Source organism: Ensifer sp. NM-2, from assembly GCF_003024455.1.
Classification (GTDB): domain Bacteria; phylum Pseudomonadota; class Alphaproteobacteria; order Rhizobiales; family Rhizobiaceae; genus Ensifer; species Ensifer canadensis.
Genome location: NZ_PVZR01000001.1, coordinates 298,006 through 321,898 on the forward strand (window position 1 = coordinate 298,006; position 23,893 = coordinate 321,898).

General features: G+C 61.9%; 29 protein-coding genes. 16 read left to right on the plus strand and 13 right to left on the minus strand.

Going from position 1 to position 23,893, the window contains the following annotated elements; all coding sequences use genetic code 11:
- Positions 1-146: 146 nt before the first annotated feature.
- The 7 genes from C6558_RS01545 (at position 147) to C6558_RS01575 (ending at position 4,854) form a co-directional block, all read left to right on the plus strand.
- Positions 147-521, plus strand: coding sequence for a YciI family protein (locus tag C6558_RS01545; protein ID WP_025425665.1), 375 nt, complete (start codon positions 147-149; stop codon positions 519-521).
- Positions 518-1,792 (plus strand): RNA polymerase sigma factor, encoded by a 1,275-nt coding sequence (locus tag C6558_RS01550; RefSeq protein WP_025425666.1) that lies wholly within the window; start codon positions 518-520, stop codon positions 1,790-1,792. Before C6558_RS01545 ends, C6558_RS01550 begins: the two co-directional genes overlap by 4 nt.
- Before the next feature lie 77 nt (positions 1,793-1,869).
- On the plus strand, positions 1,870-2,352 hold the full coding sequence (locus tag C6558_RS01555; protein WP_025425667.1) for an SRPBCC family protein: 483 nt from the start codon (positions 1,870-1,872) through the stop codon (positions 2,350-2,352).
- A gap of 63 nt (positions 2,353-2,415) precedes the next feature.
- Positions 2,416-3,282, plus strand: a complete 867-nt coding sequence (locus C6558_RS01560) for a nuclear transport factor 2 family protein (protein WP_025425668.1) — start codon at positions 2,416-2,418, stop codon at positions 3,280-3,282.
- Between the two features lie 41 nt (positions 3,283-3,323).
- The gene (locus C6558_RS01565) at positions 3,324-3,746 is read left to right on the plus strand and encodes a DoxX family protein (RefSeq protein ID WP_057212515.1); all 423 of its coding nucleotides are present in this window, start codon (positions 3,324-3,326) and stop codon (positions 3,744-3,746) included.
- Between the two features lie 13 nt (positions 3,747-3,759).
- Positions 3,760-4,128: a DUF1801 domain-containing protein gene (locus C6558_RS01570; protein WP_025425670.1), complete on the plus strand. Its 369-nt coding sequence runs from the start codon at positions 3,760-3,762 to the stop codon at positions 4,126-4,128.
- 111 nt (positions 4,129-4,239) lie between these two features.
- Positions 4,240-4,854, plus strand: coding sequence for a glutathione S-transferase family protein (locus C6558_RS01575; RefSeq protein WP_025425671.1), 615 nt, complete (start codon positions 4,240-4,242; stop codon positions 4,852-4,854).
- 141 nt (positions 4,855-4,995) lie between these two features.
- Here the strand turns inward: C6558_RS01575 and hemW are convergent, their stop codons facing one another.
- From hemW to rph, 4 genes are all read right to left on the minus strand, one after another.
- Positions 4,996-6,177, minus strand: coding sequence for a radical SAM family heme chaperone HemW (gene hemW / locus C6558_RS01580; protein ID WP_025425672.1), 1,182 nt, complete (start codon positions 6,175-6,177; stop codon positions 4,996-4,998).
- Between the two features lie 119 nt (positions 6,178-6,296).
- Entirely contained in the window at positions 6,297-6,944 is a 648-nt protein-coding gene (gene rdgB, locus C6558_RS01585) for an RdgB/HAM1 family non-canonical purine NTP pyrophosphatase (protein WP_025425673.1), read from the minus strand.
- Positions 6,945-6,985: 41 nt separating this feature from the next.
- Positions 6,986-7,405 (minus strand): VOC family protein, encoded by a 420-nt coding sequence (locus tag C6558_RS01590; protein WP_025425674.1) that lies wholly within the window; start codon positions 7,403-7,405, stop codon positions 6,986-6,988.
- A gap of 17 nt (positions 7,406-7,422) precedes the next feature.
- Positions 7,423-8,142 (minus strand): ribonuclease PH, encoded by a 720-nt coding sequence (gene rph, locus C6558_RS01595; protein WP_025425675.1) that lies wholly within the window; start codon positions 8,140-8,142, stop codon positions 7,423-7,425.
- 159 nt (positions 8,143-8,301) lie between these two features.
- On the opposite strand from rph, the gene hrcA reads away from it, so the two are divergent.
- Together hrcA and grpE are read left to right on the plus strand one after the other, a co-directional pair.
- A complete protein-coding gene (hrcA, locus tag C6558_RS01600) occupies positions 8,302-9,381 on the plus strand; it encodes a heat-inducible transcriptional repressor HrcA (RefSeq protein ID WP_025425676.1) in 1,080 nt (359 codons plus the stop codon).
- A 163-nt stretch (positions 9,382-9,544) separates the two neighbouring features.
- Positions 9,545-10,156, plus strand: coding sequence for a nucleotide exchange factor GrpE (gene grpE / locus C6558_RS01605; protein WP_025425677.1), 612 nt, complete (start codon positions 9,545-9,547; stop codon positions 10,154-10,156).
- 72 nt (positions 10,157-10,228) lie between these two features.
- Here grpE and C6558_RS01610 read toward each other — a convergent pair whose 3' ends face one another.
- Both C6558_RS01610 and C6558_RS01615 read right to left on the minus strand, forming a co-directional pair.
- The gene (locus tag C6558_RS01610) at positions 10,229-11,464 is read right to left on the minus strand and encodes a D-arabinono-1,4-lactone oxidase (protein ID WP_025425678.1); all 1,236 of its coding nucleotides are present in this window, start codon (positions 11,462-11,464) and stop codon (positions 10,229-10,231) included.
- 14 nt (positions 11,465-11,478) lie between these two features.
- The gene (locus tag C6558_RS01615) at positions 11,479-12,246 is read right to left on the minus strand and encodes an SDR family NAD(P)-dependent oxidoreductase (RefSeq protein WP_025425679.1); all 768 of its coding nucleotides are present in this window, start codon (positions 12,244-12,246) and stop codon (positions 11,479-11,481) included.
- 137 nt (positions 12,247-12,383) lie between these two features.
- Between C6558_RS01615 and C6558_RS01620 the strand changes: the two genes are divergently transcribed.
- A complete protein-coding gene (locus C6558_RS01620; RefSeq protein ID WP_025425680.1) occupies positions 12,384-13,190 on the plus strand; it encodes a helix-turn-helix transcriptional regulator in 807 nt (268 codons plus the stop codon).
- 20 nt (positions 13,191-13,210) lie between these two features.
- Here the strand turns inward: C6558_RS01620 and ptsN are convergent, their stop codons facing one another.
- The 6 genes from ptsN to lptC all read right to left on the minus strand — a co-directional run bounded on the left by ptsN (position 13,211) and on the right by lptC (position 18,488).
- Positions 13,211-13,675 carry a PTS IIA-like nitrogen regulatory protein PtsN gene (ptsN, locus tag C6558_RS01625; protein ID WP_025425681.1) on the minus strand — a complete coding sequence of 155 codons (465 nt, stop codon included), beginning with the start codon at positions 13,673-13,675 and terminating at the stop codon, positions 13,211-13,213.
- A gap of 172 nt (positions 13,676-13,847) precedes the next feature.
- Positions 13,848-14,417 (minus strand): ribosome hibernation-promoting factor, HPF/YfiA family, encoded by a 570-nt coding sequence (gene hpf, locus C6558_RS01630; RefSeq protein WP_025425682.1) that lies wholly within the window; start codon positions 14,415-14,417, stop codon positions 13,848-13,850.
- Positions 14,418-14,710: 293 nt separating this feature from the next.
- Positions 14,711-16,270, minus strand: a complete 1,560-nt coding sequence (gene rpoN, locus C6558_RS01635) for an RNA polymerase factor sigma-54 (RefSeq protein WP_025425683.1) — start codon at positions 16,268-16,270, stop codon at positions 14,711-14,713.
- 142 nt (positions 16,271-16,412) lie between these two features.
- Positions 16,413-17,231: an LPS export ABC transporter ATP-binding protein gene (gene lptB, locus C6558_RS01640; protein WP_025425684.1), complete on the minus strand. Its 819-nt coding sequence runs from the start codon at positions 17,229-17,231 to the stop codon at positions 16,413-16,415.
- 13 nt (positions 17,232-17,244) lie between these two features.
- On the minus strand, positions 17,245-17,805 hold the full coding sequence (locus C6558_RS01645) for an LptA/OstA family protein (protein ID WP_025425685.1): 561 nt from the start codon (positions 17,803-17,805) through the stop codon (positions 17,245-17,247).
- Positions 17,806-17,819: 14 nt separating this feature from the next.
- Entirely contained in the window at positions 17,820-18,488 is a 669-nt protein-coding gene (gene lptC, locus C6558_RS01650; RefSeq protein WP_025425686.1) for an LPS export ABC transporter periplasmic protein LptC, read from the minus strand.
- 262 nt (positions 18,489-18,750) lie between these two features.
- On the opposite strand from lptC, the gene sppA reads away from it, so the two are divergent.
- The 3 genes from sppA to C6558_RS01665 all read left to right on the plus strand — a co-directional run bounded on the left by sppA (position 18,751) and on the right by C6558_RS01665 (position 20,570).
- Positions 18,751-19,710, plus strand: a complete 960-nt coding sequence (gene sppA, locus C6558_RS01655; RefSeq protein WP_025425687.1) for a signal peptide peptidase SppA — start codon at positions 18,751-18,753, stop codon at positions 19,708-19,710.
- A gap of 129 nt (positions 19,711-19,839) precedes the next feature.
- A complete protein-coding gene (locus C6558_RS01660; RefSeq protein WP_025425688.1) occupies positions 19,840-20,142 on the plus strand; it encodes an integration host factor subunit beta in 303 nt (100 codons plus the stop codon).
- Between the two features lie 83 nt (positions 20,143-20,225).
- Entirely contained in the window at positions 20,226-20,570 is a 345-nt protein-coding gene (locus C6558_RS01665; protein ID WP_025425689.1) for a hypothetical protein, read from the plus strand.
- Between the two features lie 21 nt (positions 20,571-20,591).
- Here the strand turns inward: C6558_RS01665 and C6558_RS01670 are convergent, their stop codons facing one another.
- Positions 20,592-21,050, minus strand: coding sequence for a carbon monoxide dehydrogenase subunit G (locus tag C6558_RS01670; RefSeq protein WP_025425690.1), 459 nt, complete (start codon positions 21,048-21,050; stop codon positions 20,592-20,594).
- Between the two features lie 313 nt (positions 21,051-21,363).
- On the opposite strand from C6558_RS01670, the gene C6558_RS01675 reads away from it, so the two are divergent.
- Genes C6558_RS01675 through lspA form a run of 3 tightly spaced genes read left to right on the plus strand, consistent with a single transcriptional unit; the run spans position 21,364 to position 23,863 of the window.
- Complete coding sequence (locus tag C6558_RS01675; protein WP_025425691.1) at positions 21,364-22,515, plus strand: class I SAM-dependent rRNA methyltransferase; 1,152 nt, start codon at positions 21,364-21,366, stop codon at positions 22,513-22,515.
- Positions 22,515-23,375 (plus strand): RNA methyltransferase, encoded by an 861-nt coding sequence (locus C6558_RS01680; protein WP_025425692.1) that lies wholly within the window; start codon positions 22,515-22,517, stop codon positions 23,373-23,375. The genes C6558_RS01675 and C6558_RS01680 overlap by 1 nt, the downstream gene beginning before the upstream one ends.
- The gene (gene lspA, locus C6558_RS01685; RefSeq protein ID WP_025425693.1) at positions 23,372-23,863 is read left to right on the plus strand and encodes a signal peptidase II; all 492 of its coding nucleotides are present in this window, start codon (positions 23,372-23,374) and stop codon (positions 23,861-23,863) included. Before C6558_RS01680 ends, lspA begins: the two co-directional genes overlap by 4 nt.
- Positions 23,864-23,893 lie beyond the last annotated feature (30 nt).

Consider the following 23,893-nt stretch of genomic DNA (forward strand, 5'->3'; position numbering starts at 1 on the left):
AGGCAAGCTCATGAACGATCGCGGCGGTGCGCAGGCACCTGCCGCGATCATTGCGTTTGGGCCCGTGATTGCAGGTATTTTTTTTGGCGGTCTTGTCGACTATCTCTTCTCCAGATCGTCCTTGTTACAGGAGCAGGAGAGTTCCAATGCTTTACGCCGTATTTTGTTACAACCAGGAAGACGTCACTGCCAACTGGACCAAGGACGAGGACGACAAGGTCATGCGTGACCTTGCTGCCGTCCAACGCAAATATGGCGATGCCGGCAAGCTCGGGCCGGTGGCGCGGTTGTTGCCGACCACGGCGGCAACGACGCTCCGCCACGCCGTTGGCGAGACCGTCGTCATCGATGGCCCATTTGCCGAAACGAAGGAGCAGCTGCTCGGCTTCTATGTCGTCGATTGCGCTTCACTGGACGAAGCGCTCGATTTCGCCCGCGAGCTCAGTGCGGCCAATCCTGCAGACGGCTCCTATGAAATTCGTCCCCTTGCCATCTACAAGCCAAGTGAGTTTCCCTCATGACAGACACGACCTGGATCGACCTCGCACTTGTTTCCGCTCGGCCGCAGGCAATGGGCGCGCTTCTGCGCTATTTCCGCAATCTCGATACGGCCGAGGAAGCATTCCAGGAGGCCTGTATCCGGGCATTGAAGACCTGGCCGAAGAGCGGCCCGCCGCGTGACCCGGCCGCCTGGCTGATCTTCGTCGGTCGCAACAGCGGCATCGACAAGGTGCGCCGGCAATCTCGCGAGACCGCGTTGCCGCCGGAAGAATTGCTCTCCGATCTCGAGGATCAGGAGAGCGATCTTGCCGAACGTCTCGATGGCTCCCACTACCGGGACGACATTCTCAAGCTCTTGTTTGTCTGCAGCAATCCGGTCCTTCCGGCAACGCAGCAGATCGCGCTGGCGCTGCGCATCGTCTCCGGCCTGTCGGTCAAGCAGATTGCCCGTGCCTTTCTCGTCGGCGAGGCGGCGATGGAGCAGCGCATCACCCGGGCAAAGGCCCGGGTCACCGCCGCCGGCATCGCCTTCGAAACGCCTGACGCGGCCGATCGGTCGGAGCGGCTGGCGGCCGTCGCAACCATGATCTATCTGGTTTTCAACGAGGGCTATTCGGCGATGAACGGGCCGGACAGCGTCTCGGCCGATCTTTGTGAGGAGGCGATCCGGCTCGCGCGGCTGCTCCTGCGGCTGTTCCCCTCCGAGCCAGAAATGATGGGGCTGACGGCTCTGCTCCTGCTGCAGCACTCACGCTCGCGCGCACGTTTCGATGCCGATGGCGGCATCATCCTGCTCGATGATCAGGATCGCAGCCTTTGGAAAAAGCCTCTGATCATCGAGGCGCTGGCCATGATCGACAAGGCGGTGCGCCATCGCCAGCCGGGTCCCTACCAGATCCAGGCCGCGATCGCCGCCTTGCATGCGCGTGCGACGCGCCCGGAAGAAACCGATTGGGAAGAAATCGACCTGCTCTACCAGGCGTTGGAGCGGCTGCAACCGTCGCCGGTCATCACGCTCAACCGCGCCGTCGCAGTGTCGAAGAGGGACGGGCCTGAAGCGGCGCTCGCGCTGATCGAGCCACTTGCCGAAAAACTCGCGGGTTATTTCTACTTCCATGGGTTGAATGGCGCGCTGTTGAAGCAGGCAGGCCGGGTTCGCGAGGCGCGCGTCGCCTTTGACCGGGCGATCGCGCTGGCCACCAATGCCGCCGAGGCCTCCCACATCCGCATGCAGCTCGATCATCTGAGCAAGGATGCGGGCGAGAAAAACCTGGCCACTGAAAAAAGATAAAAAATCTTGTCGGCGGTTGTCGGAACCGTGGCTGCAACTTCGTCCTTGGACTGAACCCGCTGACGGAGAAACAAACAATGACCGTTGTCACTGAAATCAAACCTGCCGACGACCGCGAACTGGTCATCACCCGCCTGATCGATGCGCCCCGCGCGCTCGTCTACCGCTGCTGGACGGATGCCAAGCTGCTGAAGAAGTGGTTCGCGCCTTCGCCGTGGACGACGCCGGAGGCAAAGCTCGAGGTTCGCGCCGGCGGCGCCAACCGCATCGTCATGCGCTCGCCCGAGGGCGAGGACTATCCCAATCTCGGCGTCTATCTCGAAGTGGTGCCGAACGAGAAGCTGGTCTTCACAGACGCCTTCACCGATGCCTGGTCGCCATCCGACAAGCCGTTCATGGTCGTAACCATCACCTTCGAGGACGTCGGGGCCAAGACCCGCTACACCGCACGGGTCCGCCATTGGTCCGTCGAGGATCGCGAAGCCCACGAAAAGATGGGCTTTCACGAAGGCTGGGGCCAATGCGCCACCCAGCTCGAAGGGGTAGCCAGGCAACTCTGATCAAGCCCAGGGCTCGACGGCCGTCGCCCTCGCGCCTGCCACCATCGGGAAGGGAGACCCGCCATGTCCGTGATCGACAACAAGAGTGCCGCCGTCGCCGAAATCCGTACGGTGATCGATGATTGGGCGGATGCCATGAGGGTAAAGGACGCCAAGCGCGTCATCGGCCATGGGACGCCTGATTGTGTCCTCTTTTCGCTGGCGCCGCCGCTGAAGTCGTCCGATGCCGGCGAGGGCGGGCTCGAACAGTGGTTTTCCACCTGGCGTGGACCGCTTGGCTATCGCTTCGGGGATCTCGATATCTCGGTCAGCGGCGATGTCGCATTCGTCAGTATGCTCACCGAACTTTCCGGCGAGAAGATCGATGCCGGGAAAATGTCGGTCTGGTTCCGCCAGACCCTCGGTTTGAAGCGCATGGCTGCCGGCTGGAAGATCGCACACCAGCACGAGTCCGTGCCTTTCTACATGGATGGCAGCCTCAAGGCAGCCGTCGATCTCAATCCGAAATCGACGGTCGACGGGCAAGCGCCGGCGCCGCCACCGATGCTAGGCCCGATCGCCTACCTCTGCGTCGAGGATGCGTACGCGACCGCTGATTTCTACGTCCGCGCCTTCGCCGCAACGGATGGCGGGCGGATGCTCGCCGAAGACGGTAAACGGCTGATGCATTGCCATCTGACGATCAATGGCGGTGCATTGATGCTCAACGATCCCTTCCCGGAACACGGCATGCCCTATGCCGCGCCGCAGGGCGTCGTGCTGCATCTGGTGGTCGAGGACGCGCAATTCTGGTGGGATCGCGCGGTTGCCGCCGGCGCCGAAGTGACGATGCCGCTTGCGGTCGCCTTCTGGGGCGACCTCTATGGCCAGCTGCGTGACCCCTTTGGCATCCGCTGGGGCATCGTCGGACCGGCCAAGAAGACAGACTGAAGAACGATTTGTGACAACGGGAAACGAGGAGAACTCCCCGAATGAACACTGCTCTTGTTATGACGGCTCCGGCTGGAAAAATGGTGATCCTCGGCCGCGTGCTGAGCGGTCTGGTTGTTGCGTTCCTGGCCTTCGACGGAGCGATCAAGCTCGTGCCACTGGACGTGGTGACTGAGACTTTGGCGGTGCTCGGCTATCCCGCCGATGTTGGCCTTGCGCGTCTGCTCGGCGTACTCACGCTTCTGTGTGCGCTGCTCTATGCGATCCCGAGAACGTCGGTCCTCGGCGCCATTCTGCTCACCGGTTATCTCGGCGGTGCCATGGCGACGCATCTGCGCGCGGATAGCCCTCTTTTCACCCATCTGCTGTTCGGGCTCTATCTCGGCGTCATCGCCTGGGCTGGCCTGTGGCTCCGAGACCGTCGCGTGCGCGCGCTGATCCCGTTCAAGAACGAGCAAGCCTAAGGAGAATTTCGCGATGAGCAAAACGGTTAGCGACTACATTGCAGGCCTTTCCGGTACGCCGGCTGCCGTGGCGAAAGAGTTGCACGGTGCCATTCTTGCCGCCGGCGGCACCAGGGACAGCGTGAAATGGGGCCATCCGATCTATGAGGCCGGCGGACCGGTCTGCCTGATCAAGGCTGCCAAGGACTATGTGACGCTCGGCTTCTGGCGCGGCGCCGATATGCTCGATCTCGACCCACGACTGGCCAAGGGCGGCGGCAAGGGCGACATGGCCTTCATCAAGGTGAAAGCGACCGGCGAGGTCGACGGCGCCCAGGTGGCGCGGCTGGTAGCCAAGGGTATCGCCCTCAATGCCGAGAAGGGCGATCCGTTCAAATCTTGAACGACGAAACAAACTTGCAAAGGGCGCTCCGAAACAGAGCGCCTTTCTCTTGTCCGATGCAATACATCTTCGCGGGACCGGATAATTTCCTTCCAACACCCGCGAGGCACGATGATCCTCTATTACCAGACCCATTCCCCTTTCGCCCGCAAGGCACTCGTCTTCGCCCACGAGGTCGGCATCGCTGAGCGACTGGAGGTGATCCACCACGAGACCAGCCCGACGCTGCGCAATGAAGAGGTCCATGCCGAAAATCCACTCGGCAAGGTGCCGGTTCTCTTGCGCCCCGAGGATGCGGCGATCTTCGATTCCGACGTCATCTGCGCCTATTTCGATACGCTGCATGATAGCCGCAAGCTCATCCCCGAAAGCGGCGAGGCGCGCTGGCATGCCCTGAGATTGCAGGCCGTGGCGCAAGGGCTGGCGCAGGCGGGGATCGGGTTGCGTTGGGAAACGGAGCGACGCCCGGAAGCCTTGCGCTATCCGGCGCTCGCCGACGGCTATGCCGAAAAGATCGAGCAGACCTATGACTGGCTGGAGCAGACGCTCGATGTCGACGCGCCGCTTGATATCGGCCACATCGCGCTCGCCACGACCCTGTCCTGGATGGCGTTCCGTGACCTGCCGTCGTTCCGTGACCGGACGAAGCTGAGCGTCTGGTTCGATGCCTTCGAGGAACGACCATCGATGCGCGCGACGCCGCTCTCCGGCGAGACCCACGATTGAGCCTTCGGTTTCCTTGCGTTGGATGCAGGCAGGGCGGCCGCTAAAACATTTGCGTCTCAGACGGTGGCATCGAGACGCGATATTTCCTTGCTCTACGCATTTCCTGACGGAAAACCGCTTCGCACTTTTCCTGGAAAAGCGCTAGCAGGCGAGGTCGGCGACGACGGCGTCGAGAATCAACATGCCGGAAGGCGTGCAGCGCAGGCGGGAATTTCCCAGCCGCTCGATGAACCCGTGGTCGATCAGGAACTGCTCGCGGTCTGGATCGGGATCGCGGCCGGACAGCGTCTGCCAGCGGGCGAGATCGACGCCTTCCTTGAGGCGCAGGCCCATCAGTAACAATTCGTCGGACTGGGCCTCGAGGTCGAGCACTTCGCGCTCGACCATGCCGTGGCCGTAGGTTTCGACCAGCCGCAGCCATTCCTCCGGCTTGCGCTCGGTCGCCGTCGCCAGCTTGGCGCCGCCGACGCTGAGGCGGCCATGGGCACCAGGCCCGACGCCGGCATAGTCGCCATAGCGCCAGTAGGTGAGGTTGTGCCGGCTCTCGGCACCAGGGCGGGCATGGTTGGAGACCTCGTAGGCGGGCATGCCGATCGCCGCCGTGATGTCCTGGGTCGCCTCGTAGAGGACCGCCGATTGCTCACCATCAGGAACGATCAGCTTGCCGGCCTTGTGCAGGCCGAAGAAGGGCGTGCCCTCCTCGATCGTCAGCTGGTAGAGCGACAGGTGGTCGACGGCATAGGAGACGGCCTCCTTGAGCTCGCGTTCCCATTCCTCGACCGTCTGGTTGGGGCGGGCATAGATCAGGTCGAAGGACATGCGCGGGAAGATCTCGCGCGCCAGCCGGATCGCTTTCAGCGCGTCTTCGACATTGTGCAGCCGGCCGAGAAATTTGAGGTCCCGGTCGTTCAGCGCCTGCACGCCGAGCGAGACACGGTTGACGCCGGCCGCGCGATAGCCGTGGAAGCGCGTCGCCTCGACACTCGAAGGGTTCGCCTCCATGGTGATCTCGATGCCATCGGGCACATGCCATTCGCGGGCGATGCCCGAGAGGATAGCGTCGACCGTTGCCGGATCCATCAACGACGGCGTGCCGCCGCCGATGAAGATGCTGGTGACGGTGCGTGGACCGGAAAGCTCACGCGCCTCCGCCATTTCCTTGAGGAAAGCGGCGACGAAACGCGGCTGGTCGATCGGCTGGTGGCGCACGTGGCTGTTGAAGTCGCAATAGGGGCATTTGGCCGCGCAGAACGGCCAGTGCACATAGATCCCGAAACCGGGATCCATGCCGTCACCGAGTGCCGATAGCGTGGCCGTCTGCATCGTTGCGTCTCTCATGCGGTAGATCACGTTGACCTTGGGCCGATCGACCCGAAGTCATGACTGCGATCGCTTCTAACAAATTGGAGCGGGATGTTGCGGAAAACCGCATACACGTTTCCTCAGCCCGCTCCAAGGCAGGTTTCGGCGAAGATCTTGAAGGCGCGGGCACGGTGCGACAGCGCTTCAGCATCGCCCGGCTTCCAGCCGTGTTTCTCGTCCGCGCTCATCTCGCCGAATGTAGTGTCGTAACCCTTCGGCTGAAAGACCGGATCGTAGCCAAAACCCTGGTCGCCGCGCGGCGGCCACACGACATGGCCCTCGACCTCGCCGCGGAAAAGTTCGACATGGCCGTCTGGCCAGGCAAGGCAAAGCACCGAGACGAAACGGGCCGTGCGTTTTTCAGGCGCACTTGCGCCCTTGCCCTGCAGCGCCTTTTCGACCTTTTCCATCGCCATGGCGAAATCGCGGCTGCCGTCTTCGCGTTCGGCCCAGTTGGCGGTGTAGACGCCAGGTGCGCCATCAAGTGCGTCGATCGCCAGGCCGGAATCGTCCGAAAGCGCCGGCAGGCCCGAGGCCTTGGCCGAGGCGAGCGCCTTGATCGTCGCGTTTTCCTCGAAGGTCGTGCCGGTCTCATCCGGTTCGACGAAGTCGAGGTCGGCTGCCGACTTGGCCTCGAAGCCGAGCGGCCCGATCAGGTCGCGGATCTCGCGGATCTTGCCGGCATTGTGGCTGGCGACGATGAGCGTCTTGTCATCCAGTGTGCGCATGATGTGTCGTCTCTTAAAAGATGCGGCGCGAAGGCCGCGGTTCATTCGATGGACCAGAGGCCCGGTTCCGCGCATTCGAGGCTGTTGCCGGCCGGATCGCGGAAGTAGAAGGAGCGCGTGCCGTTCGGCCAGACAACATCGGCTTCGATCGTGACACCCGCCGTTTCCAGCTTGGCCCTCCAGGCGTCGAGTGCCGACGCGGAAACGCGGAAGCACATGTGGCCCTGGCCGGTGGTGCCGTGCGGCGGCACCGGCAGGGCCGCATCCGGCGAAGGCGGTTTGACCGTTTCCGCAGGATTGAAAATCAGCAGAACGCCCGAGCCACAGCGAAAGAACACATGTCGGTTCTCCCGCCGTGTAATCTTCTCCAGCCCCAGCACACCGCTGTAGAAGGCCTCGGCGGCGTCGAGATCCGACGCATAGAGCGCAGTCTCAAGAATGCCATCCAGCGCCGGGGCCATCGTCTCCGTCCTTCTCGTCAGCCGGCGATCGCCTGCTTCTGCAGTGCGACAAGCTCGGCAATGCCGGTCTTTGCCAGTCCGAGCAGGCTTGCGAATTCCGCTTCGCTGAAGGGTTTGCCTTCGGCCGTGCCCTGGATCTCGACAATGCCGCCGGTGCCGGTCATGACGAAATTCGCGTCGGTCTCGGCGGCGGAATCTTCGAGGTAGTCGAGGTCGATGATCGACTGGTTGGCGAAGATGCCACAGGATATGGCGGCGACATGGTCCTTCAGGACCTTCTCGACCTTCACCATGTTGCGGGCTTCCATCCACTTCAGGCAGTCATGCAGCGCCACCCAGGCGCCGGTGATCGAGGCCGTGCGCGTGCCGCCATCAGCCTGGATGACGTCGCAGTCGATCGAGATCTGGCGTTCGCCGAGTGCGGGCAGATCGACGACGGCGCGCAGCGACCGGCCGATCAAGCGCTGGATTTCCTGGGTGCGGCCGCTCTGCTTGCCGCTCGAGGCTTCGCGACGCATGCGCTCGCCGGTGGCGCGCGGCAGCATGCCGTATTCGGCCGTCACCCAACCCTTGCCGCCGTTGCGCAGCCAGGCCGGAACCTTTTCCTCAAGGCTGGCTGTGCACAGCACGTGCGTATCGCCGAATCGCACCAGACAGGAGCCTTCCGCGTGCTTGGAGAAATTGCGCTCGAACGAAACCTTGCGCATTTGGTCGATTTTTCTGCCGGATGGCCGCATCATCAAACTCCTATCGTATCTGGTGAGCCTTCTAGAGCATGGCGCAGCCAAAGGGAACCGGTGGACAGCCGGGGATCGGGGCGATTTTTCCCTTTTGCTATCGGGCGCGGGGATCACTATATTTCCGGCGGCAGGATTGGCCTGCGAACATGGAGCGACATGGTACTGCGCAATCCCGGAGTGACCGATATCGCGGCGGCGCTGGACGAGCGTTCCGGTGAAATCTTCCGTCGCATCGTCGAAACCTATTTGAACAGCGGAGAGCCTCTCGGCTCACGCAACCTTTCGCGGTTGCTGCCGATGTCGCTGTCGCCGGCGTCCGTGCGCAATGTGATGAGCGACCTCGAAGATCTCGGGCTGATCTATTCGCCGCACATCAGCGCCGGCCGCCTGCCGACGCAGACGGGCCTGCGTTTCTTCGTCGACGCCTTCATGCAGGTCGGCAATCTCTCCCCAGAAGATCGTGCTTCGATCGATCGGCACGTGCGGTTGAGCGACCATGCCCAGCCGGTCGATACGCTGCTGGCAGAGGCAAGCCAGATGCTGTCGGGCATGTCGCGCGGCGCCGGCCTCGTGATCACCGCCAAGAACGATCCGGTGCTCAAGCATGTCGAATTCATCCGGCTGGCGCCCACCAAGGCGCTGGCCGTGCTCGTCGGCGAGCATGACCAGGTCGAAAACCGCATCATCGAGCTTCCCGCCGGCGTGACGAGCTCGCAACTGACGGAAGCAGCGAACTTCTTGAATGCCCATCTCGCCGGCCAGACGATCGGCGAGGTGCGCTCGCAGCTCGAAACCGTCAAGCAGACCGTGCGCAGCGAACTCGATGCCCTGTCCCAGGAACTGGTCGAGCGTGGACTGGCGATCTGGTCGGGCAACGAGGGCGATGAAAAGCCGGCACGGCTGATCGTTCGCGGCCGGGCCAACCTGCTCGAGGGCCTGGAGGGAACCGAGGATATCGACCGCCTGCGCATGCTCTTCGACGACCTGGAAAAGAAGGACAGCCTGATCGAGCTGCTTGACCTCGCAGAGAGCGGCCCGGGTGTCAGGATCTTCATCGGTTCGGAGAACAAGTTGTTTTCATTGTCCGGTTCGTCGCTGATCGTTGCGCCCTATCGCGACAGTGAAGATCGCATCGTCGGCGCCGTCGGCGTCATCGGTCCGACGCGGCTCAACTATTCGCGCATCGTGCCGATGGTCGATTATACCGCGCAGTTGATGTCGCGGCTTTCGCGCTGATCAGGCGCTTTTGGCCACAGGCAGCATTGAACCCTTGATTTTTCGGCCCTAAACCTCGATATCGGCATCAAATCCAGTCACTGGGCATTTTACGCCATGCGGCCATCGTTGCGCGCGGGCGTCGGAATGCGGAAGACAAGACAGACGAACACCGGAGAACGTCATGACCGACGAAACAAACAAGCACGGACACGAAGCTGCCGCGACCGACGAGGCAGTCAACGATACGCCCGAGGTTGTGGAAGCGGCGCCGGTTGCCGAGCCCGATCCGCTGGAGCTTGCAAGGGCTGAGAACAACGACCTGCGCGACAAGTATCTAAGGCTCGCCGCCGAAATGGACAACCTGCGCCGCCGCACCGAACGCGACGTCAAGGATGCCAAGTCCTATTCCGTTGCTGGTTTTGCCCGCGACATGCTCGCCGTCTCCGACAATCTGCGCCGTGCGCTCGATGCCATCCCGGCTGAAGCGAAGGAAGCCGGAGAAGCGGGCCTTACTGCCCTCATCGAAGGTGTCGAGATGACCGAGCGCGCCATGCTGTCGGCGCTGGAACGTCACGGCGTGAAGAAGCTTGAGCCGGAAGGCCAGAAGTTCGACCCGAACTTCCACCAGGCAATGTTCGAAATCCCGAACGCCGACGTGCCGAACAACACGGTGCTGCAGGTCGTTCAGGCCGGCTACACCATCGGCGACCGCGTGCTGCGCCCGGCCATGGTCGGCGTATCCAAGGGCGGCCCGAAGGCGGCAGCTACGGAAGGCGACAGCCCGGCGGCCTGAGCTGCGGTCTGATCCATTTCAACGCCGCGCGTCCACTCGGATGCGCGGCGTTTCTTGTTTTCGGCAATCATATCAACCGAACAACTGCCGCAGGTGATCGTTGAGGAAACGGCCCTCCGGGTCGACTTTCGCCCGTAATGCCCGGAAATCGCCGGATCGTGGATAGAGCGCAGTCACGTCCTCCGCGCCGAGGAAATGCAGCTTCCCCCAATGCGGCCGCGAGCCGTATTGGCGCAGGATCGTATCGACGTCTTTGAGATACTCCCAATAGTCCGTGCCCGGCTCGCCCGAGACGGAAAGCGTGATCGAATCCTGCTCGTAGAACGGGCTGATCCAGCCGGTGTCGCCTGCGGTGAAGCGGTATTCGATCGGGTAGATGCAGGTCGGGTGCTTTTCCAGCATCAGCTTGCGCACAGCTTTTACAGCCTCCTTGCCGTGGGCGATGGGCACCGCATATTCAAGTTCGTGGAAGTTCGGCACATACTCGATCGGATAGATCTCCGAGGAATAGGCGATCTTCTCGAACCCCTGCTCCATCGGCGGCCGGTCGGTGATGTCGATCACCTTCATCTCGCAGACGTCGGACGTCTTGTCCGTCGTCGAAACCGACGCGGTATCCGGCAGGCAATAGCAATGCCGGCTTTCGGAAACCGGGCACCAGAAGAAGCCGAAGTGCCGATGCTTGGCGGCGAGTTCGTCGTGCTGCTCGATCATCTCGTCGAATGTGCAGCGCCAGAGCTTTTCATGCAGGTTGTAGCTGTCCATCGCCTGCAGCGTGATCTCGGAGATCACGCCGAGCATGCCGATCGAGACGCGGGCCGCCTCCAGCAGGTCCGGCGTCGTCTCGTCGACGACGAGAATGCTGCCGTCGGGCTCAACGAGCCGCATGCCGACGATCTGCGAGGCCATGTTGCCAAGTGCTGCTCCCGTGCCGTGGGTGCCGGTGGTGAGCGCCCCAGCCAGCGCCTGGCTGTCGATGTCGCCCTGGTTGATCAGCGAGAGGCCGTTCGACTTCAATACCTTGCCCAATTGGTTGATCGTCGTTCCCGCCCGGACCGAGACGCGTTTGCGCGCCTGGTCGATGGCGACCACGCCCTGCATGTTGGCAAGCGTCAGGTGGAGCCCGCTGGTCAGCGCCACCGGCGTGAAGGAATGGCCGGAGCCGGCGCAGCGCACATTGAGCCCTTGCGACGTCGCCTCGCGGACCATTTCGGCGAGCGCCGCCTCGCTCTCGGGTGCACCGCGCTGGCGCACGATGCAGGATTGGTTTCCGACCCAGTTGCGCCAGTGGCCGCCCGTCTGAAGCATATCTTTCCCCTCTCTCAGACCGCTGTGAAGCAATTGTCGACGAACAGATGCGTGCCGTTGACGAAGCTTGCCTCGTCGCTGGCCAGAAACAGCGCGGCATTGGCGACCTCTTTCGGGTCGCACATCCGCCCCTGCTGGGCAGCGATCGCCGCTTCCGAGACATCGACGCCGTATTTACTGAGGCCCACCAGTTCGCGCTTGCCGTGATCGGTGGCGATGAAGCCGGGGCAGACGGCGTTGCAGCGGATGCCGCGGTCGCGGAACTCAACCGCGATGGCACGGGCGAACATGTGGCAGGCGCCCTTCGTCGTGTCGTAGAGCACTTCCATCGGCGTCGCCGCCACGGCCGAGATCGACGAGGTGCAGACGATGCTGCCGCCGCCGGCGGCGAGCATCCCTGGAAGCACCGCCTTGGTCATCAGGAACATGCTGCGCACGTTGACGGCCATCAGCCGGTCCCATTCGTCCTCTTCCGTCTCCAGAAAGGGCCCGACCGCCAGGATGCCGGCATGGTTGAAGAGAACGGTGATCGCGCCGAAGGCTGCTTCGACCGCCTTGACGGCCGAGCTCACCTGCGCAGAAATCGAGACGTCGGCCGGCGCGAAGATCGCATCGCCGCCGTTTGCGCGGATGGCGGCGGCAACCTCTTCGCCCTTGCTGCGTGGCAGATCGACGATGCCGACCTTGGCCCCTTCGCGGGCAAAGAGTTCGGATGCGGCAAGCCCGCAGCCACCGGCGCCACCACTGATCAAAGCCACTTTTCCGGAAAGTCTGCCTGCCATCGTGTCCCCCTGTGCTCAAGCGTCGCGGCTAAACACGTGCTACGATCTTGGTCCCTCGTGGGATGAATTATTGTTGACGAAGAGGGGGCTGTCGATATCCCATGCGGGATACGGGGGTAGGGGAGAGTTCGACGCGGATGCTGGCTCGGGAGTCGGCCGATATTTCGGCCATGATCGGATTGATCGGAACACAGGATTTCGGCGGCGCGCTCGATCGCATGCTGCGCTCGGTCGCAAGCTTCGATCTCTCGGTTGCCTTCGCCTATCCCTATGATAACAGACCGATCGTGCTGCATGACGGCTACACCGCCAAGGTGTCCGCCAGCGCGCTTTCTGCCTATCTCGGCGGCGCCTATCTGCTTGACCCGTTCTATGTTGCCTGCAGCTCCGGCCAGCCGCAGGGGCTATGGCGCATGCGCGAACTTGCGCCTGACCGGTTCTTCCATTCGGAGTTTTCAAGCTCGGCCGAGGTGCATCCCTGCATCTCGATGGAAAGCGGGGTTCTGGTCGAAGAGATTGGCTTCGTCATTCCGCTCGATGACAGCGTGCAGGCCACCTATTCGCTGATGCGCGGCCGCGGCGGCACGCCGTTCAGCGACGAGGAACTGGAGCGCTTGCGGGTCTACGAGCCGATCGTGCGAGAGGCCGTGCGTTCGAACTGGCGCCAGCAAAGCCATGCCGTGGCGGCGACGCCTCGGCCCGACGACGCGATCGAAACCGCTTTCGACAGCCTCTGCGCCGACCGCCTGACCCGGCAGCAACGCAACATCGTCCGCCTGATCCTGCGCGGGCACAGCAACCTGTCGATCGGCAAGACGATGAACATCGCCGAAGGAACCGTCCGCATTCACCGCAAGAACATTTATCGCCGGCTCGGTATTTCGAGCCAGGGCGCACTGTTTCGAATTTTCATTGATCATTTGAACCGCCGTCAGCTTTACTGACGGCCGGTCCGGGCCGTGGCTCAGGCGGCGTGCGAGGTCGTGTCCTCGTTGAGCAGCGTGTAGATCGCGCTGGCGGAATCGCTCGATCGGATCTTCGCCACCATGTCGTGGTCGCGCAGTACGCGGGCGATGCGCGACAATGCCTTGAGATGGTCGGCGCCGGCGCCTTCGGGCGCCAGGAGCAGGAAGACGAGGTCGACAGGCTGGTCGTCGAGCGCTTCGAAATCGACCGGCGTGTCCAGCCGCGCAAAGATCCCGATGATCGACGGCAGGTTGTTGAGCTTGCCGTGCGGGATAGCAATGCCGTTGCCGACGCCCGTGGAGCCCAGCCGTTCACGCTGCAGGATGACATCGAAGATTTCGCGTTCCGGAAGGCCGGTGATCTTTGCCGCTTTAGCCGCCAATTCCTGAAGGAGCTGTTTTTTCGAGTTGGCCCTCATGGCCGGGATGATCGCATTTTGGTGCAGTAAGCCTGCCAATGCCATTCTTTTGTCCTCGTTCGCCGGTTAGAGCCGGACAACATCATCATAAATGCGTCGCAATGGCTCTAACCATCTTTGTCTTGGCGGGTGCCATGCACAGAAAAGTCGTATTTTCCGGCCTGTCCGCTGATCCAAGTGGCGGGAGCGCCGGCGCACCGGCACTCCCTTTTTCCACTCATCCCTTGATATTGGCGGCGTCAATCCAGCCAATATTTCCGTCGTTGCGTCTGTAGACGATATTCAACTCTGCCTTGCCGGGAGTGCGGAACATGAGGACGGGTTCATCCGTCATGTCGAGCGCCATCACGGCGCTGGCGACAGACATCGTCCTCAGGTGTTTCGAGCTTTCGGCGACGATCGTCGGTGCGTAATCCTCGGGGACTTCGTCATCCTCGAATGGCACCGAGTCCATCACTGTGTATGCCACCTCGGTACCTTGACCATTACCGTTGTGGTGGTCCTTGAGCTTGCGCTTGTAGCGACGTAGGCGCTTTTCGATGCGCTCCGACGCTGCGTCAAAGGCAGCCTGAGGGTCATTGGCCTGTCCATTCGCCTGCATAACCACGCCCGTATCGAGATGAAGCTTGCAGTCGGCGCTAAAGCGCGGTCCAGACTTTTCCACAGTGACCTGGCTTGAATATCCTCCGTCGAAATATTTGGTAACGGCCTGCTCGATCTGATCGCCAATGCGGGCGCGGAACGAATCGCCGATTTCCATCTGTTTACCGGATACACGCACACTCATGGAGTTTCCTCTCTATTTCGTGATTTGCGTAGCCAGTCTATTCCAAGCGCTCTCGTCATCCAAGCCTTTCACGCTTGCGGGAGCCTCTCTGTCGCACCTACCGGTCGTGCCGGCCGCCTGAGGAAGACCGTGTCCTCGGCAATTGCGGCGGGCTCATATCCCCTGCGTCGCGGAGAGTCAATTGAAGGTCGCAAAAAAGTTAATACGCTTTAACCTTGCGTCGTCGCTTTAGGCTCTTTTTCTTTCGCATGTCGTCGTCGCAAAACCGCTGAAAAACTGTTGCGCGACCTGCTTTAGAAGCCCGATACCTTGGCCAGCGCCCGCTTTTCGCGCCGTCGCTGCACGGAGGAGGGGATGTTCATCGCTTCGCGATATTTCGCCACCGTGCGTCGCGCGATGTCGACGCCGGCCTGCTTGAGGCTGTCGACGATATCGTCGTCGGAAAGCACCGCATCGGCGACTTCCTGCTGGATCATCATGCGGATGCGGTGACGCACGGACTCAGCCGAATGGCTGTCGCCGCCCTCGGCCGAACCGATGGAGACGGTGAAGAAATACTTCAGCTCGAACAGCCCACGCGGCGTCAGCATGTACTTGTTCGAGGTGACGCGGCTTACCGTCGACTCGTGCATCTTGATCGCATCGGCGACGGTTTTCAGGTTGAGCGGTCGCAGATGCCCGACGCCATGGACGAGGAACGCGTCCTGCTGGCGAACGATCTCGGTGGCGACCTTCATGATCGTCCTGGCGCGCTGATCGAGGCTGCGGGTCAGCCAGTTGGCGGTCTGCAGGCATTCATTGAGAAAGGCCTGGTCCGCGCTGTTCTTCTCGGTGCCGCGCGACACCGTGGTGTAGTAGGCTTGGTTGACGAGGACGCGCGGCAGGGCGTCCGGGTTGAGTTCGATCAGCCAGGTTCCGTCGGGTGCCGCCCGCACGACGATATCGGGAACGATCGCCTCGCTAACGCTGGTCTCGAAGCTCGTTCCCGGTTTCGGGTCGAGCTTGCGGATTTCGGCGAGCATATCGATCAGGTCTTCCTCATCGACGCCGCAGATTTTCTTCAAGCTGGCAAAATCGCGCCGCGCCAGAAGCTCTAGGTTGGCGATGAGGGCTTCCATCGCCGGATCGAGGCGATCGCGAAGGCGCAGCTGAATGGCGAGGCATTCGCTGAGTGTGCGTGCGAAGACACCTGGCGGGTCGAACTGCTGCAGCGTGAGGAGGACGCGGGTGACGTCGGCGCCGGATGCGCCGAGGCGTTCGGCGACCTCCTGCAGATCAGCCTGAAGATAGCCTGCCTCGTCGAGCTGGTCGATCAGGTGCTGGGCAATCAGCCGGTCGGATGGGACGGACAACGCAAAGGGCAATTGCTCCAGAAGCGTCTCGCGCAGGCTCTTGGCGCCGGCCACGAAGTCGTCGAAATCGTAGTCGCCTCCTTCGCCGCTGCCGGGCATCGATTTCCACTGGCCGAGCAGTTCCGGCGCGTCGGCGCGTTGCGGCGCCGTGTCGTCCTGGTAGACATTGCCGAAATCCGCATCGAGCTGTTCATTGAGCCGCGCCCCATCGGTTGCCGTGGCATTGTCGTAGAGATCGCGCTGGCCGGATGCCTCATCCGTTCCGCCGAAGTCTTCACCGGATGCCTGCCCCGCTTCTTCGCGGCTGCCGTGCTCGGAGCTTCCACCGAACTCGTCGTCACCGCCGTGAAGCTCGAGCAGCGGATTCTTTTCGACTTCCTGCGCGATGAAGTGGTTGAGTTCCAGATGCGTCATCTGCAGCAGCTGAATCGATTGCATCAGCTGCGGGGTCATGACCAGCGACTGTGACTGGCGCAGATGAAGGCTGGCCGACAATGCCATGCGGACGTGAAACTCCCGATGAAATCTCCACCGGTCGCATCGTTGGCGGGCCGGTTTTTCAATTGGCCCAAAAATTGCTTATTGCAGGGGTTTGGTCAAGCGCGACCGCGGGGCGAGATGCCGGATTCGCCCGCGGATCGCATCAGAGGCTGAAATTATCGCCGAGATAGAGCCGGCGCACGTCCGGATTGGTGACGATATCGTTGGCGCGGCCGTGGGTCAGCACTTCGCCGGCATGGATGATGTAGGCCCGGTCGATCAGGCCAAGGGTCTCGCGCACATTATGGTCGGTGATGAGTACGCCGATACCGCGCGACGTCAGGTGTCGCACCAGCGCCTGGATGTCGGCGACGGAAATCGGGTCGACGCCGGCAAAGGGCTCGTCGAGCAGCATGAAGGTCGGGTCGGTGGCAAGCGCTCGGGCAATTTCGAGACGTCGCCGCTCGCCGCCGGAAAGGGCGATCGCCGGCGACTTGCGCAGATGCGTGATGTTGAACTCGCCGAGCAGGTCGTTGAGCTTGCTCTCGCGGCGCTCCAGGTTCTTATCGTGCACTTCGAGAACGGCGCGGATGTTGTCCTCGACCGTCAGGCCGCGAAAGATCGAGGCTTCCTGCGGCAGGTAGCCGACGCCGAGGCGGGCGCGGCGATACATCGGCATCGTCGTCACGTCGTTGCCATTGATCTCAATCGAGCCTTCGTCGACAGGCACGAGGCCGGTGATCATGTAGAAGCATGTGGTCTTGCCGGCACCGTTCGGGCCGAGGAGACCGACTGCCTCCCCGCGGCGAACGACCAGCGACACACCATTGACCACGCGCCGCTCGCGATAGGACTTTGTCAGGCCACGCGCGATCAGTGTGCCGTCATAACGCGCCTTGTCGACCGCGTGACCGGTCGCGGCTGGTGTGGCCGCCGACGGTTTGCGGACGCGCTTGCGCTTGTGAAGGAAGGGGAGTTGCACGAGCGGGTCTACGTCAGTTCTTCTTCTGTGACTTCGGGTCGAGCTGGATCTGCACCCGACCGCCACAGGCTTCGAGCTGCGCTTCGCCCGTGTTCATCTGCACATTCAATTGGCAGCCGACGAACACGTTCTTGCCTTCCGACAGAACGACCTTCTCGCCCTTCAATACGAAGGTCTGCTTGGTCATGTTGAACTCGCCGCTGTCAGCGGTTGCCTGCTGGGTGCCGGAGCTGAGGAAGACGCGCTGGCTGACTTCGATCCGCTCGATGTCGGCGTCGCCGCTCGAGACCGAGCCTGCGCCGGACTTGTAGAAGACCGTCATGCTCCCGGCCTGAAGCGTCGTTGTGCCCTGCACGACCTTGACGTTCCCGGTAAAGATCGCCTTGCTTTCTGGGTCCTTGATTTCAAGCTTGTCGCTTTCGATCTGGATCGGCTTGTCGTTCGACAATTCGAGGCCCTTCATCTTGCTCGATGTGGCCTGGGCTGACGCGCCTGAAACGATCATCAATGCGCCGATGCCGGCAACGGCCAGGCTGGCTGAAATCCTGAAAAAAGTAGCGGGTAAAACCGACATGGATGCACCAGATCCTAATTCGTGTTCTTGCGGATGGCGGCGGGTTCGAGATTGACCCTCACCATGCCCTCGAATGTTACTATGCGTCCCTTATCCGTCATTCGCAGCCGCTGCGCAATGATCGAACCGCCCTTCATGCTGATCGCAATCGGTTGTTTTGTTTCCATTTCGCCGGCATTGATGTCCAGATAGGCCGATTGGAAATCGGCGTTGACGCCATTATTCATTGTAATCGTGAACGGGGCGTTCATGTCGAGCGTGTTGGCCCCGCGGTCGTAGATGCCGTTGGTCGCGTCCACCGTGGCGATCAGCTTTTCGTTCACCGGCATTTCGGCATGGATCGTCTGCAGCGTGATGATATCGGGATTGACGATATCCTGCAGCGCGCGCTGCGCCTTCATCGAATAGCTGATGCCCTGCTTGTTGCGCCCGGCAATCGCAGGGTTCTGCATGACGATCTTGCCATCCTCGATCGTTGCACTGTCGAGCTGCAGATCGACCGGCATGAAGGCGCGCACGAAGGAAATGGCGGCAAAGATCGCCGCGATGATGCCGGCGACGACAGGCAGGATGATCTTCAGACGCCGGACGCGCGCCGAATGCCGCGCCGCGAGCGCGTAGGCGTCCGACGAGCTCGCACCCGAATCGGCAAAGAAGCCGGGGGCTGGCGCATGATCTAACATGTGAAGACCTGTTGGTTCCGTTGCTTTCCCGCGGATCGTCGAGAACCGCATTTTACATACATTCGTGTAAGTCGTCGCAAATATGGATACTTTTTGCAGCTGCACAATGGCGCCGCAAAAAACTTCGTGAAGACAGGAAAACGGCGGGCACGGCTTTTAACCGTGACCGACCGCGTCTATTGAATATGCCACCTGCCGCGCAGATAGCATGTTCCATCGGAAACTGACAGAAGCTGCGCCAACAAATTCGGGAGAAACCCACATGGATGAACTAGCCATCGCCGATCGCCGCAGCCTGCGCAGGAAGCTGAGTTTCTGGCGCTGGATCGTCGCCGGCCTGCTCGCCGTCGTGGCATTGGTCATTCTGTTCTGGTCGGGCTGGGCGGAGACCGCAGGGCGTGCCCGCGATCATGTTGCCCGTGTGACGATTTCGGGATTGATCCAGGACGATCGCGAATTGCTGGAGCGGCTTCAACGGATCGAGGACAACGATTCGGTCAAGGCACTGGTGGTCACCATATCGTCGCCCGGCGGCACCACCTATGGCGGCGAGGTCATCTACAAGGCGATCCGCAAGGTCGCCGCCAAGAAGCCGGTGGTTTCCGATATTCGCACGCTAGCCGCCTCCGCCGGCTACATGATCGCGCTTGCCGGCGATACGATTATCGCCGGCGAAAGCTCGATCACCGGCTCGATCGGCGTCATCTTCCAGTATCCCCAGGTCAAGGAGCTGATGGACAAGCTTGGCGTCTCGCTGGAATCGATCAAGTCGCGGCCGCTGAAGGCCGAGCCGTCCCCCTTCCATCCCGCGAGCGATGAAGCCAAGGCAATGATCCAGGCGATGATCGATGACAGCTATGGCTGGTTCGTCGATATGGTGGCAGAGCGTCGCAAGCTGTCGCGCGACGAGGCGCTTCTGCTGGCCGACGGGCGGATTTTCACCGGCCGCCAGGCGCTGGGCCTGAAGCTCGTCGACAAGCTTGGCGGCGATGACGAAGTCCGCACCTTCCTGGCCGACAGGAAGGTGTCGAAGGACCTTCCTCTGGTTGATTGGGATGCGCCGCGCCGGACTCTGCCTTTCGGCCTCGGATCGGCCGTCTCGGAGTGGGTCAAGATGTTGGGATATGACGCTTTTCCGGCCATGAGGGGTCTCGAAAAAATCGGGGGTGACAAGTTGTTTCTTGACGGTCTTGTTTCGGTTTGGCAGGTTGATGCTCAATGAGGATGGCAGCATATGCCCAGCCTGATCCGTAACATGGCCGCCCGCGCCAAGTGAGCGTCGGCCATATTCTTGCGGCAATCACAATGCAGACCGAAAAAGCAAAACAAACAAGAATTTAAGGGGGCGACAGTGATCAAGTCAGAACTGGTGCAGATTGTTGCAGCTCGCAATCCGCATCTCTATCACCGCGACGTCGAAAACATCGTCAACGCGGTGCTCGATGAGATCACAGATGCGCTGGCTGCCGGAAACCGTGTCGAACTGCGCGGTTTCGGTGCTTTCTCCGTCAAGAACCGGCCGTCGCGCTCCGGTCGCAATCCGCGCACCGGCGATTCGGTTTTTGTCGAGGAAAAGTGGGTGCCGTTCTTCAAGACCGGCAAGGAGCTGCGCGAGCGGCTGAACCCGGGCATGAACGGGGACGATGAAGACTGATCATCCCGCCCGATCGTCATGAGTCCGGATTGTCGCCATCGCTGCCAAGGCCTGTCGATGATCCGGAAAACTGGAGCGGCTGAATGCTCAAGAAACTGGTCAACATCATCGTTCTCATCCCGGTCGGCGTCATTCTGATCGTGCTCAGCGTCGCCAATCGCCAGAGCGTCACGCTGGCCCTCAATCCGTTCCGGCCCGAAGACAGCGTGCTGTCCGTGAGCGCGCCGTTCTTTGTTTTCCTGTTTCTTGCCGTCGTCGTCGGGTTGATTCTGGGTGCCGCCGCGACCTGGTTTAGCCAGGGCAAGTACCGTCGGCGTGCGCGCAATGAAGCGACCGAGGCGCTGAAATGGCATCGCGAAGCCGAAAAGCACCGCAGCCAGGCAGAGAAGCTGGCCACCCAGGCGACACTCGCCGCCCCGCAGAACTGAATGGCAGGGCGGCCATGCCCTTCAGCCGGCCGCTTCCGCCGGGCCGCCGATCGCTGCGCCGAAATCCGTGAAGAACTGCTGCGCCAGCTTCTTGGCGGTCGAATCGACCAGCCGGGATCCGAGCTGCGCTAGCTTTCCGCCGATCTGCGCCTTGACGTCGTAGCGCAGCAGCGTCTCCGCACCGTCGTCGACCAGGGTCACATCCGCGCCACCCTTGGCAAAACCGGCAATGCCGCCCTTTCCCTCACCGGAGATCGTGTAGCTTTCGGGCGGGTTGAGGTTCGACAGGATGACGTCGCCGGTAAAGGAGGCCGAGACCGGCCCGATCTTGATCTTGACGACGGCCGAAAGCTCGGTCGGAGATTTCATCTCGATCGACTGACAGCCCGGGATGCAACGCTTGAGGATTTCCGGATCGTTGAGGCCGCGCCACACGGCATCGCGCGGTGCCGAGATGCGTTCTTCGCCGGTCATGTCCATGCGCTTTCCTCCCACTGACGGTGCCGTGCGTCGACAAGGACGCGCGAGGTTGATGTAATCTTTTGAATTCGCTTTACAATCCTGTCCGTAAGTTGATGCCGGACGGTGGAATTATGCAAGTGTCGCTTCCGCACCGATCTTGGCAAATCGGAAACGGCTTTGCCAAGAGCATGAGCGGTGCTATTTGCACCAACAGAAAAAGCTTCGCCTCGAAATCCGGGGTGCGGCGGCATACCTCATGGTGCAGGCCCGTTTACATCCGATATCCGGGAGGGTAGCGCCTCGTGACAAAACAAAGCCCAGGGATCTCAGCGTGAAGGAAAAGGACCGGCGGTCGAAGAATGCCTCCGTGACGACGGCGAAGGGCCGTGGTGCCGAGGCGCGTGGCGGTGGCCGCCATGAAAAGAAGCGTCCACCGTTTGCCAAGTCGGGCGATTTCAAAGAACGGGCCACCATCCAGGCAACGGCGAAAGTTGCAGAGCCGCGCGAGCGGCCTCCGCGGGCACAGCCCGAAAACGAGGCACCGGCGCGCGTCATCCCACGGCGCACCGGCGACAAGCCGGGCGAACAGGTGCCGCTCATTCTCGAAACGTCGGGTGTTTCCGGCTATCATCTGATCGACAGCGGCGCCGGCGAAAAGCTTGAGCAGTACGGACCCTATCGCATCGTGCGCCCCGAGGCGCAGGCGCTTTGGCCGCGTACCCTGCCCGCCAGTGTATGGGAGAATGCCGACGCAATCTTCACCGGCGACACCGACGAGGACGGCATGGGCCGCTGGCGCTTTCCCGGCGCCGTTCTTGGCGAGACCTGGCCGATGCAGCTTCTCGGCACCGAATTCCATGGCCGCTTCACGTCCTTCCGCCATGTCGGCGTGTTTCCCGAGCAGCTCGCCCACTGGAGCTGGGTGAAGGACCAGGTAGAGGCGGCCCGCCGCCCCCTGAAGGTCCTCAACCTGTTCGGTTATACCGGGGTCGCCTCGCTGATCGCCGCCAAGGCCGGTGCCGAGGTCACCCATGTCGACGCCTCGAAGAAGGCGATTGGCTGGGCCCGGGAAAACCAGGCGCTGGCGCGCGCCGAAAAGCTGCCGATCCGCTGGATCTGCGACGACGCGATGAAGTTCATTCAGCGCGAGGAACGTCGCGGCAGCCGCTATGACATCATCCTGACCGACCCGCCAAAGTTCGGCCGCGGTCCGAACGGCGAGGTCTGGCAGCTTTTCGACCACCTGGCTGCGATGCTCGACATCTGCCGCGAAATCCTGTCGCCCGAAGCGCGCGGCCTAGTGCTGACCGCCTATTCGATCCGCGCCAGCTTCTACTCGATCCATGAACTGATGCGCGAGACGATGCGCGGCCGCGGCGGCCGGGTGGAATCGGGCGAACTCATCATCCGCGAAGGCGGCCTTGACGGCCACGAGCCGGGACGGGCGCTTTCGACTTCTCTCTTCAGCCGCTGGGTGCCGTAATGAGCAATGACAGAAGCGAACACGGCGCAGGCCGCGTCGGACAGGTGAAGGAAGTCACCAGCCTCACCAATCCTATTATCAAGGACATCAAGTTGCTGGCGCAGAAGAAGCACCGCGACGAGACACGGTCCTTCATGGCCGAAGGCTTGAAACTGGTGATCGATGCGCTCGATCTCGGCTGGAAGATCAAGACGCTGATCTACGCCAAGGCGGCCAAGGGCAAGCCGCATGTGGAACAGGTCGCAGCAAAGACCTTTGCCCGGGGCGGTCTGGTGCTCGAGGTCAGCGAAAAGGTGCTCTCGACGATCACCCGGCGCGACAATCCGCAGATGGTCGTCGGCATCTTCGAGCAGCGCTACCGGGCGCTGAAGGAGATCCGCCCGCAGCTCGGCGAAACCTATGTGGCGCTCGACCGTGTTCGCGATCCGGGTAATCTCGGCACGATTATCCGCACGGCCGATGCGGCCGGTGCCTCCGGCATCATTCTCGTCGGGGAAACGACCGATCCGTTCTCGCTCGAGACGGTGCGGGCGACGATGGGCTCGGTCTTCGCCATGCCGGTCGTGCGCGCCAGCGCCGATGACTTCGTCAAATGGCAGAAGCAGGCCGGTGTAAAGGTCGTCGCCACGCATCTGGCCGGTTCGGTCGACTACCGGACGATCGACTACAAGTCGAAACCGGTCGTGTTGCTGATGGGCAACGAACAGGCTGGCCTTCCGGAAGAGCTTGCCCGTGAGGCCGGAGCGCTGGCCCGCATTCCGCAGGCGGGGCGTGCCGATTCCCTCAACCTGGCGATCGCCACCGGCATCATGCTGTTTGAGGCGCGACGTCATCTGCTGGCGCTGGATGCCGGCGCATGAGCGAAAAGCAGGTATTGTTTTCGCGGCCGCTCCCGATCGCGGTCTTCATCGCCCTCGCGCTCGCCGCCGACCAGCTGATCAAATATCTGGTCGAATCCTATCTGCCGTTCAATGAGGCGGTTCCGGTCGTGCCGATGCTGGCGCTCTACCGCACCTACAATTACGGCGTCGCCTTCTCGATGCTGTCGGGCATGGAAGGCTGGTTCATCGTCGGCATGCGCCTTGTCGTCGTTGCCTTCGTTCTGTGGCTGTGGCGGCGCACGCCGAAGGACAGGTTCTTCGCGCATTTCGGCTACGCCTTGATCATTGCCGGTGCGCTCGGCAACCTCGTCGACCGGCTGATCTTCGGCTACGTCATCGACTACATCCTCTTCCATACGCAGACGTGGTCTTTCGCGGTCTTCAACCTGGCCGACAGTTTCATCACCGTTGGCGCCGGCGCGATCATTCTCGACGAGCTGCTGCAGGCGAAAAAGGCAAACCGCTAAGATTTTATCGATGCGCTGAAGCCATTCGGA

Coding starts and splice junctions, on each gene's coding strand:
- C6558_RS01570 (WP_025425670.1), top strand. CDS start 3,760: ATGAGCAAAACGGTTAGCGACTACATTGCAGGCCTTTCCGGTACGCCG.
- C6558_RS01565 (WP_057212515.1), top strand. CDS start 3,324: ATGAACACTGCTCTTGTTATGACGGCTCCGGCTGGAAAAATGGTGATC.
- lspA (WP_025425693.1), top strand. CDS start 23,372: ATGAGCGAAAAGCAGGTATTGTTTTCGCGGCCGCTCCCGATCGCGGTC.
- C6558_RS01560 (WP_025425668.1), top strand. CDS start 2,416: ATGTCCGTGATCGACAACAAGAGTGCCGCCGTCGCCGAAATCCGTACG.
- hrcA (WP_025425676.1), top strand. CDS start 8,302: ATGGTACTGCGCAATCCCGGAGTGACCGATATCGCGGCGGCGCTGGAC.
- hemW (WP_025425672.1), bottom strand. CDS start 6,177: ATGCAGACGGCCACGCTATCGGCACTCGGTGACGGCATGGATCCCGGT.
- C6558_RS01615 (WP_025425679.1), bottom strand. CDS start 12,246: ATGGCAGGCAGACTTTCCGGAAAAGTGGCTTTGATCAGTGGTGGCGCC.
- C6558_RS01620 (WP_025425680.1), top strand. CDS start 12,384: ATGCTGGCTCGGGAGTCGGCCGATATTTCGGCCATGATCGGATTGATC.
- ptsN (WP_025425681.1), bottom strand. CDS start 13,675: ATGGCATTGGCAGGCTTACTGCACCAAAATGCGATCATCCCGGCCATG.
- grpE (WP_025425677.1), top strand. CDS start 9,545: ATGACCGACGAAACAAACAAGCACGGACACGAAGCTGCCGCGACCGAC.
- C6558_RS01545 (WP_025425665.1), top strand. CDS start 147: ATGCTTTACGCCGTATTTTGTTACAACCAGGAAGACGTCACTGCCAAC.
- C6558_RS01680 (WP_025425692.1), top strand. CDS start 22,515: ATGAGCAATGACAGAAGCGAACACGGCGCAGGCCGCGTCGGACAGGTG.
- hpf (WP_025425682.1), bottom strand. CDS start 14,417: ATGAGTGTGCGTGTATCCGGTAAACAGATGGAAATCGGCGATTCGTTC.
- C6558_RS01610 (WP_025425678.1), bottom strand. CDS start 11,464: ATGCTTCAGACGGGCGGCCACTGGCGCAACTGGGTCGGAAACCAATCC.
- C6558_RS01670 (WP_025425690.1), bottom strand. CDS start 21,050: ATGGACATGACCGGCGAAGAACGCATCTCGGCACCGCGCGATGCCGTG.
- rpoN (WP_025425683.1), bottom strand. CDS start 16,270: ATGGCATTGTCGGCCAGCCTTCATCTGCGCCAGTCACAGTCGCTGGTC.
- C6558_RS01550 (WP_025425666.1), top strand. CDS start 518: ATGACAGACACGACCTGGATCGACCTCGCACTTGTTTCCGCTCGGCCG.
- C6558_RS01575 (WP_025425671.1), top strand. CDS start 4,240: ATGATCCTCTATTACCAGACCCATTCCCCTTTCGCCCGCAAGGCACTC.
- C6558_RS01590 (WP_025425674.1), bottom strand. CDS start 7,405: ATGGCCCCGGCGCTGGATGGCATTCTTGAGACTGCGCTCTATGCGTCG.
- sppA (WP_025425687.1), top strand. CDS start 18,751: ATGGATGAACTAGCCATCGCCGATCGCCGCAGCCTGCGCAGGAAGCTG.
- C6558_RS01555 (WP_025425667.1), top strand. CDS start 1,870: ATGACCGTTGTCACTGAAATCAAACCTGCCGACGACCGCGAACTGGTC.
- C6558_RS01665 (WP_025425689.1), top strand. CDS start 20,226: ATGCTCAAGAAACTGGTCAACATCATCGTTCTCATCCCGGTCGGCGTC.
- lptC (WP_025425686.1), bottom strand. CDS start 18,488: ATGTTAGATCATGCGCCAGCCCCCGGCTTCTTTGCCGATTCGGGTGCG.
- C6558_RS01645 (WP_025425685.1), bottom strand. CDS start 17,805: ATGTCGGTTTTACCCGCTACTTTTTTCAGGATTTCAGCCAGCCTGGCC.
- rdgB (WP_025425673.1), bottom strand. CDS start 6,944: ATGCGCACACTGGATGACAAGACGCTCATCGTCGCCAGCCACAATGCC.
- rph (WP_025425675.1), bottom strand. CDS start 8,142: ATGCGGCCATCCGGCAGAAAAATCGACCAAATGCGCAAGGTTTCGTTC.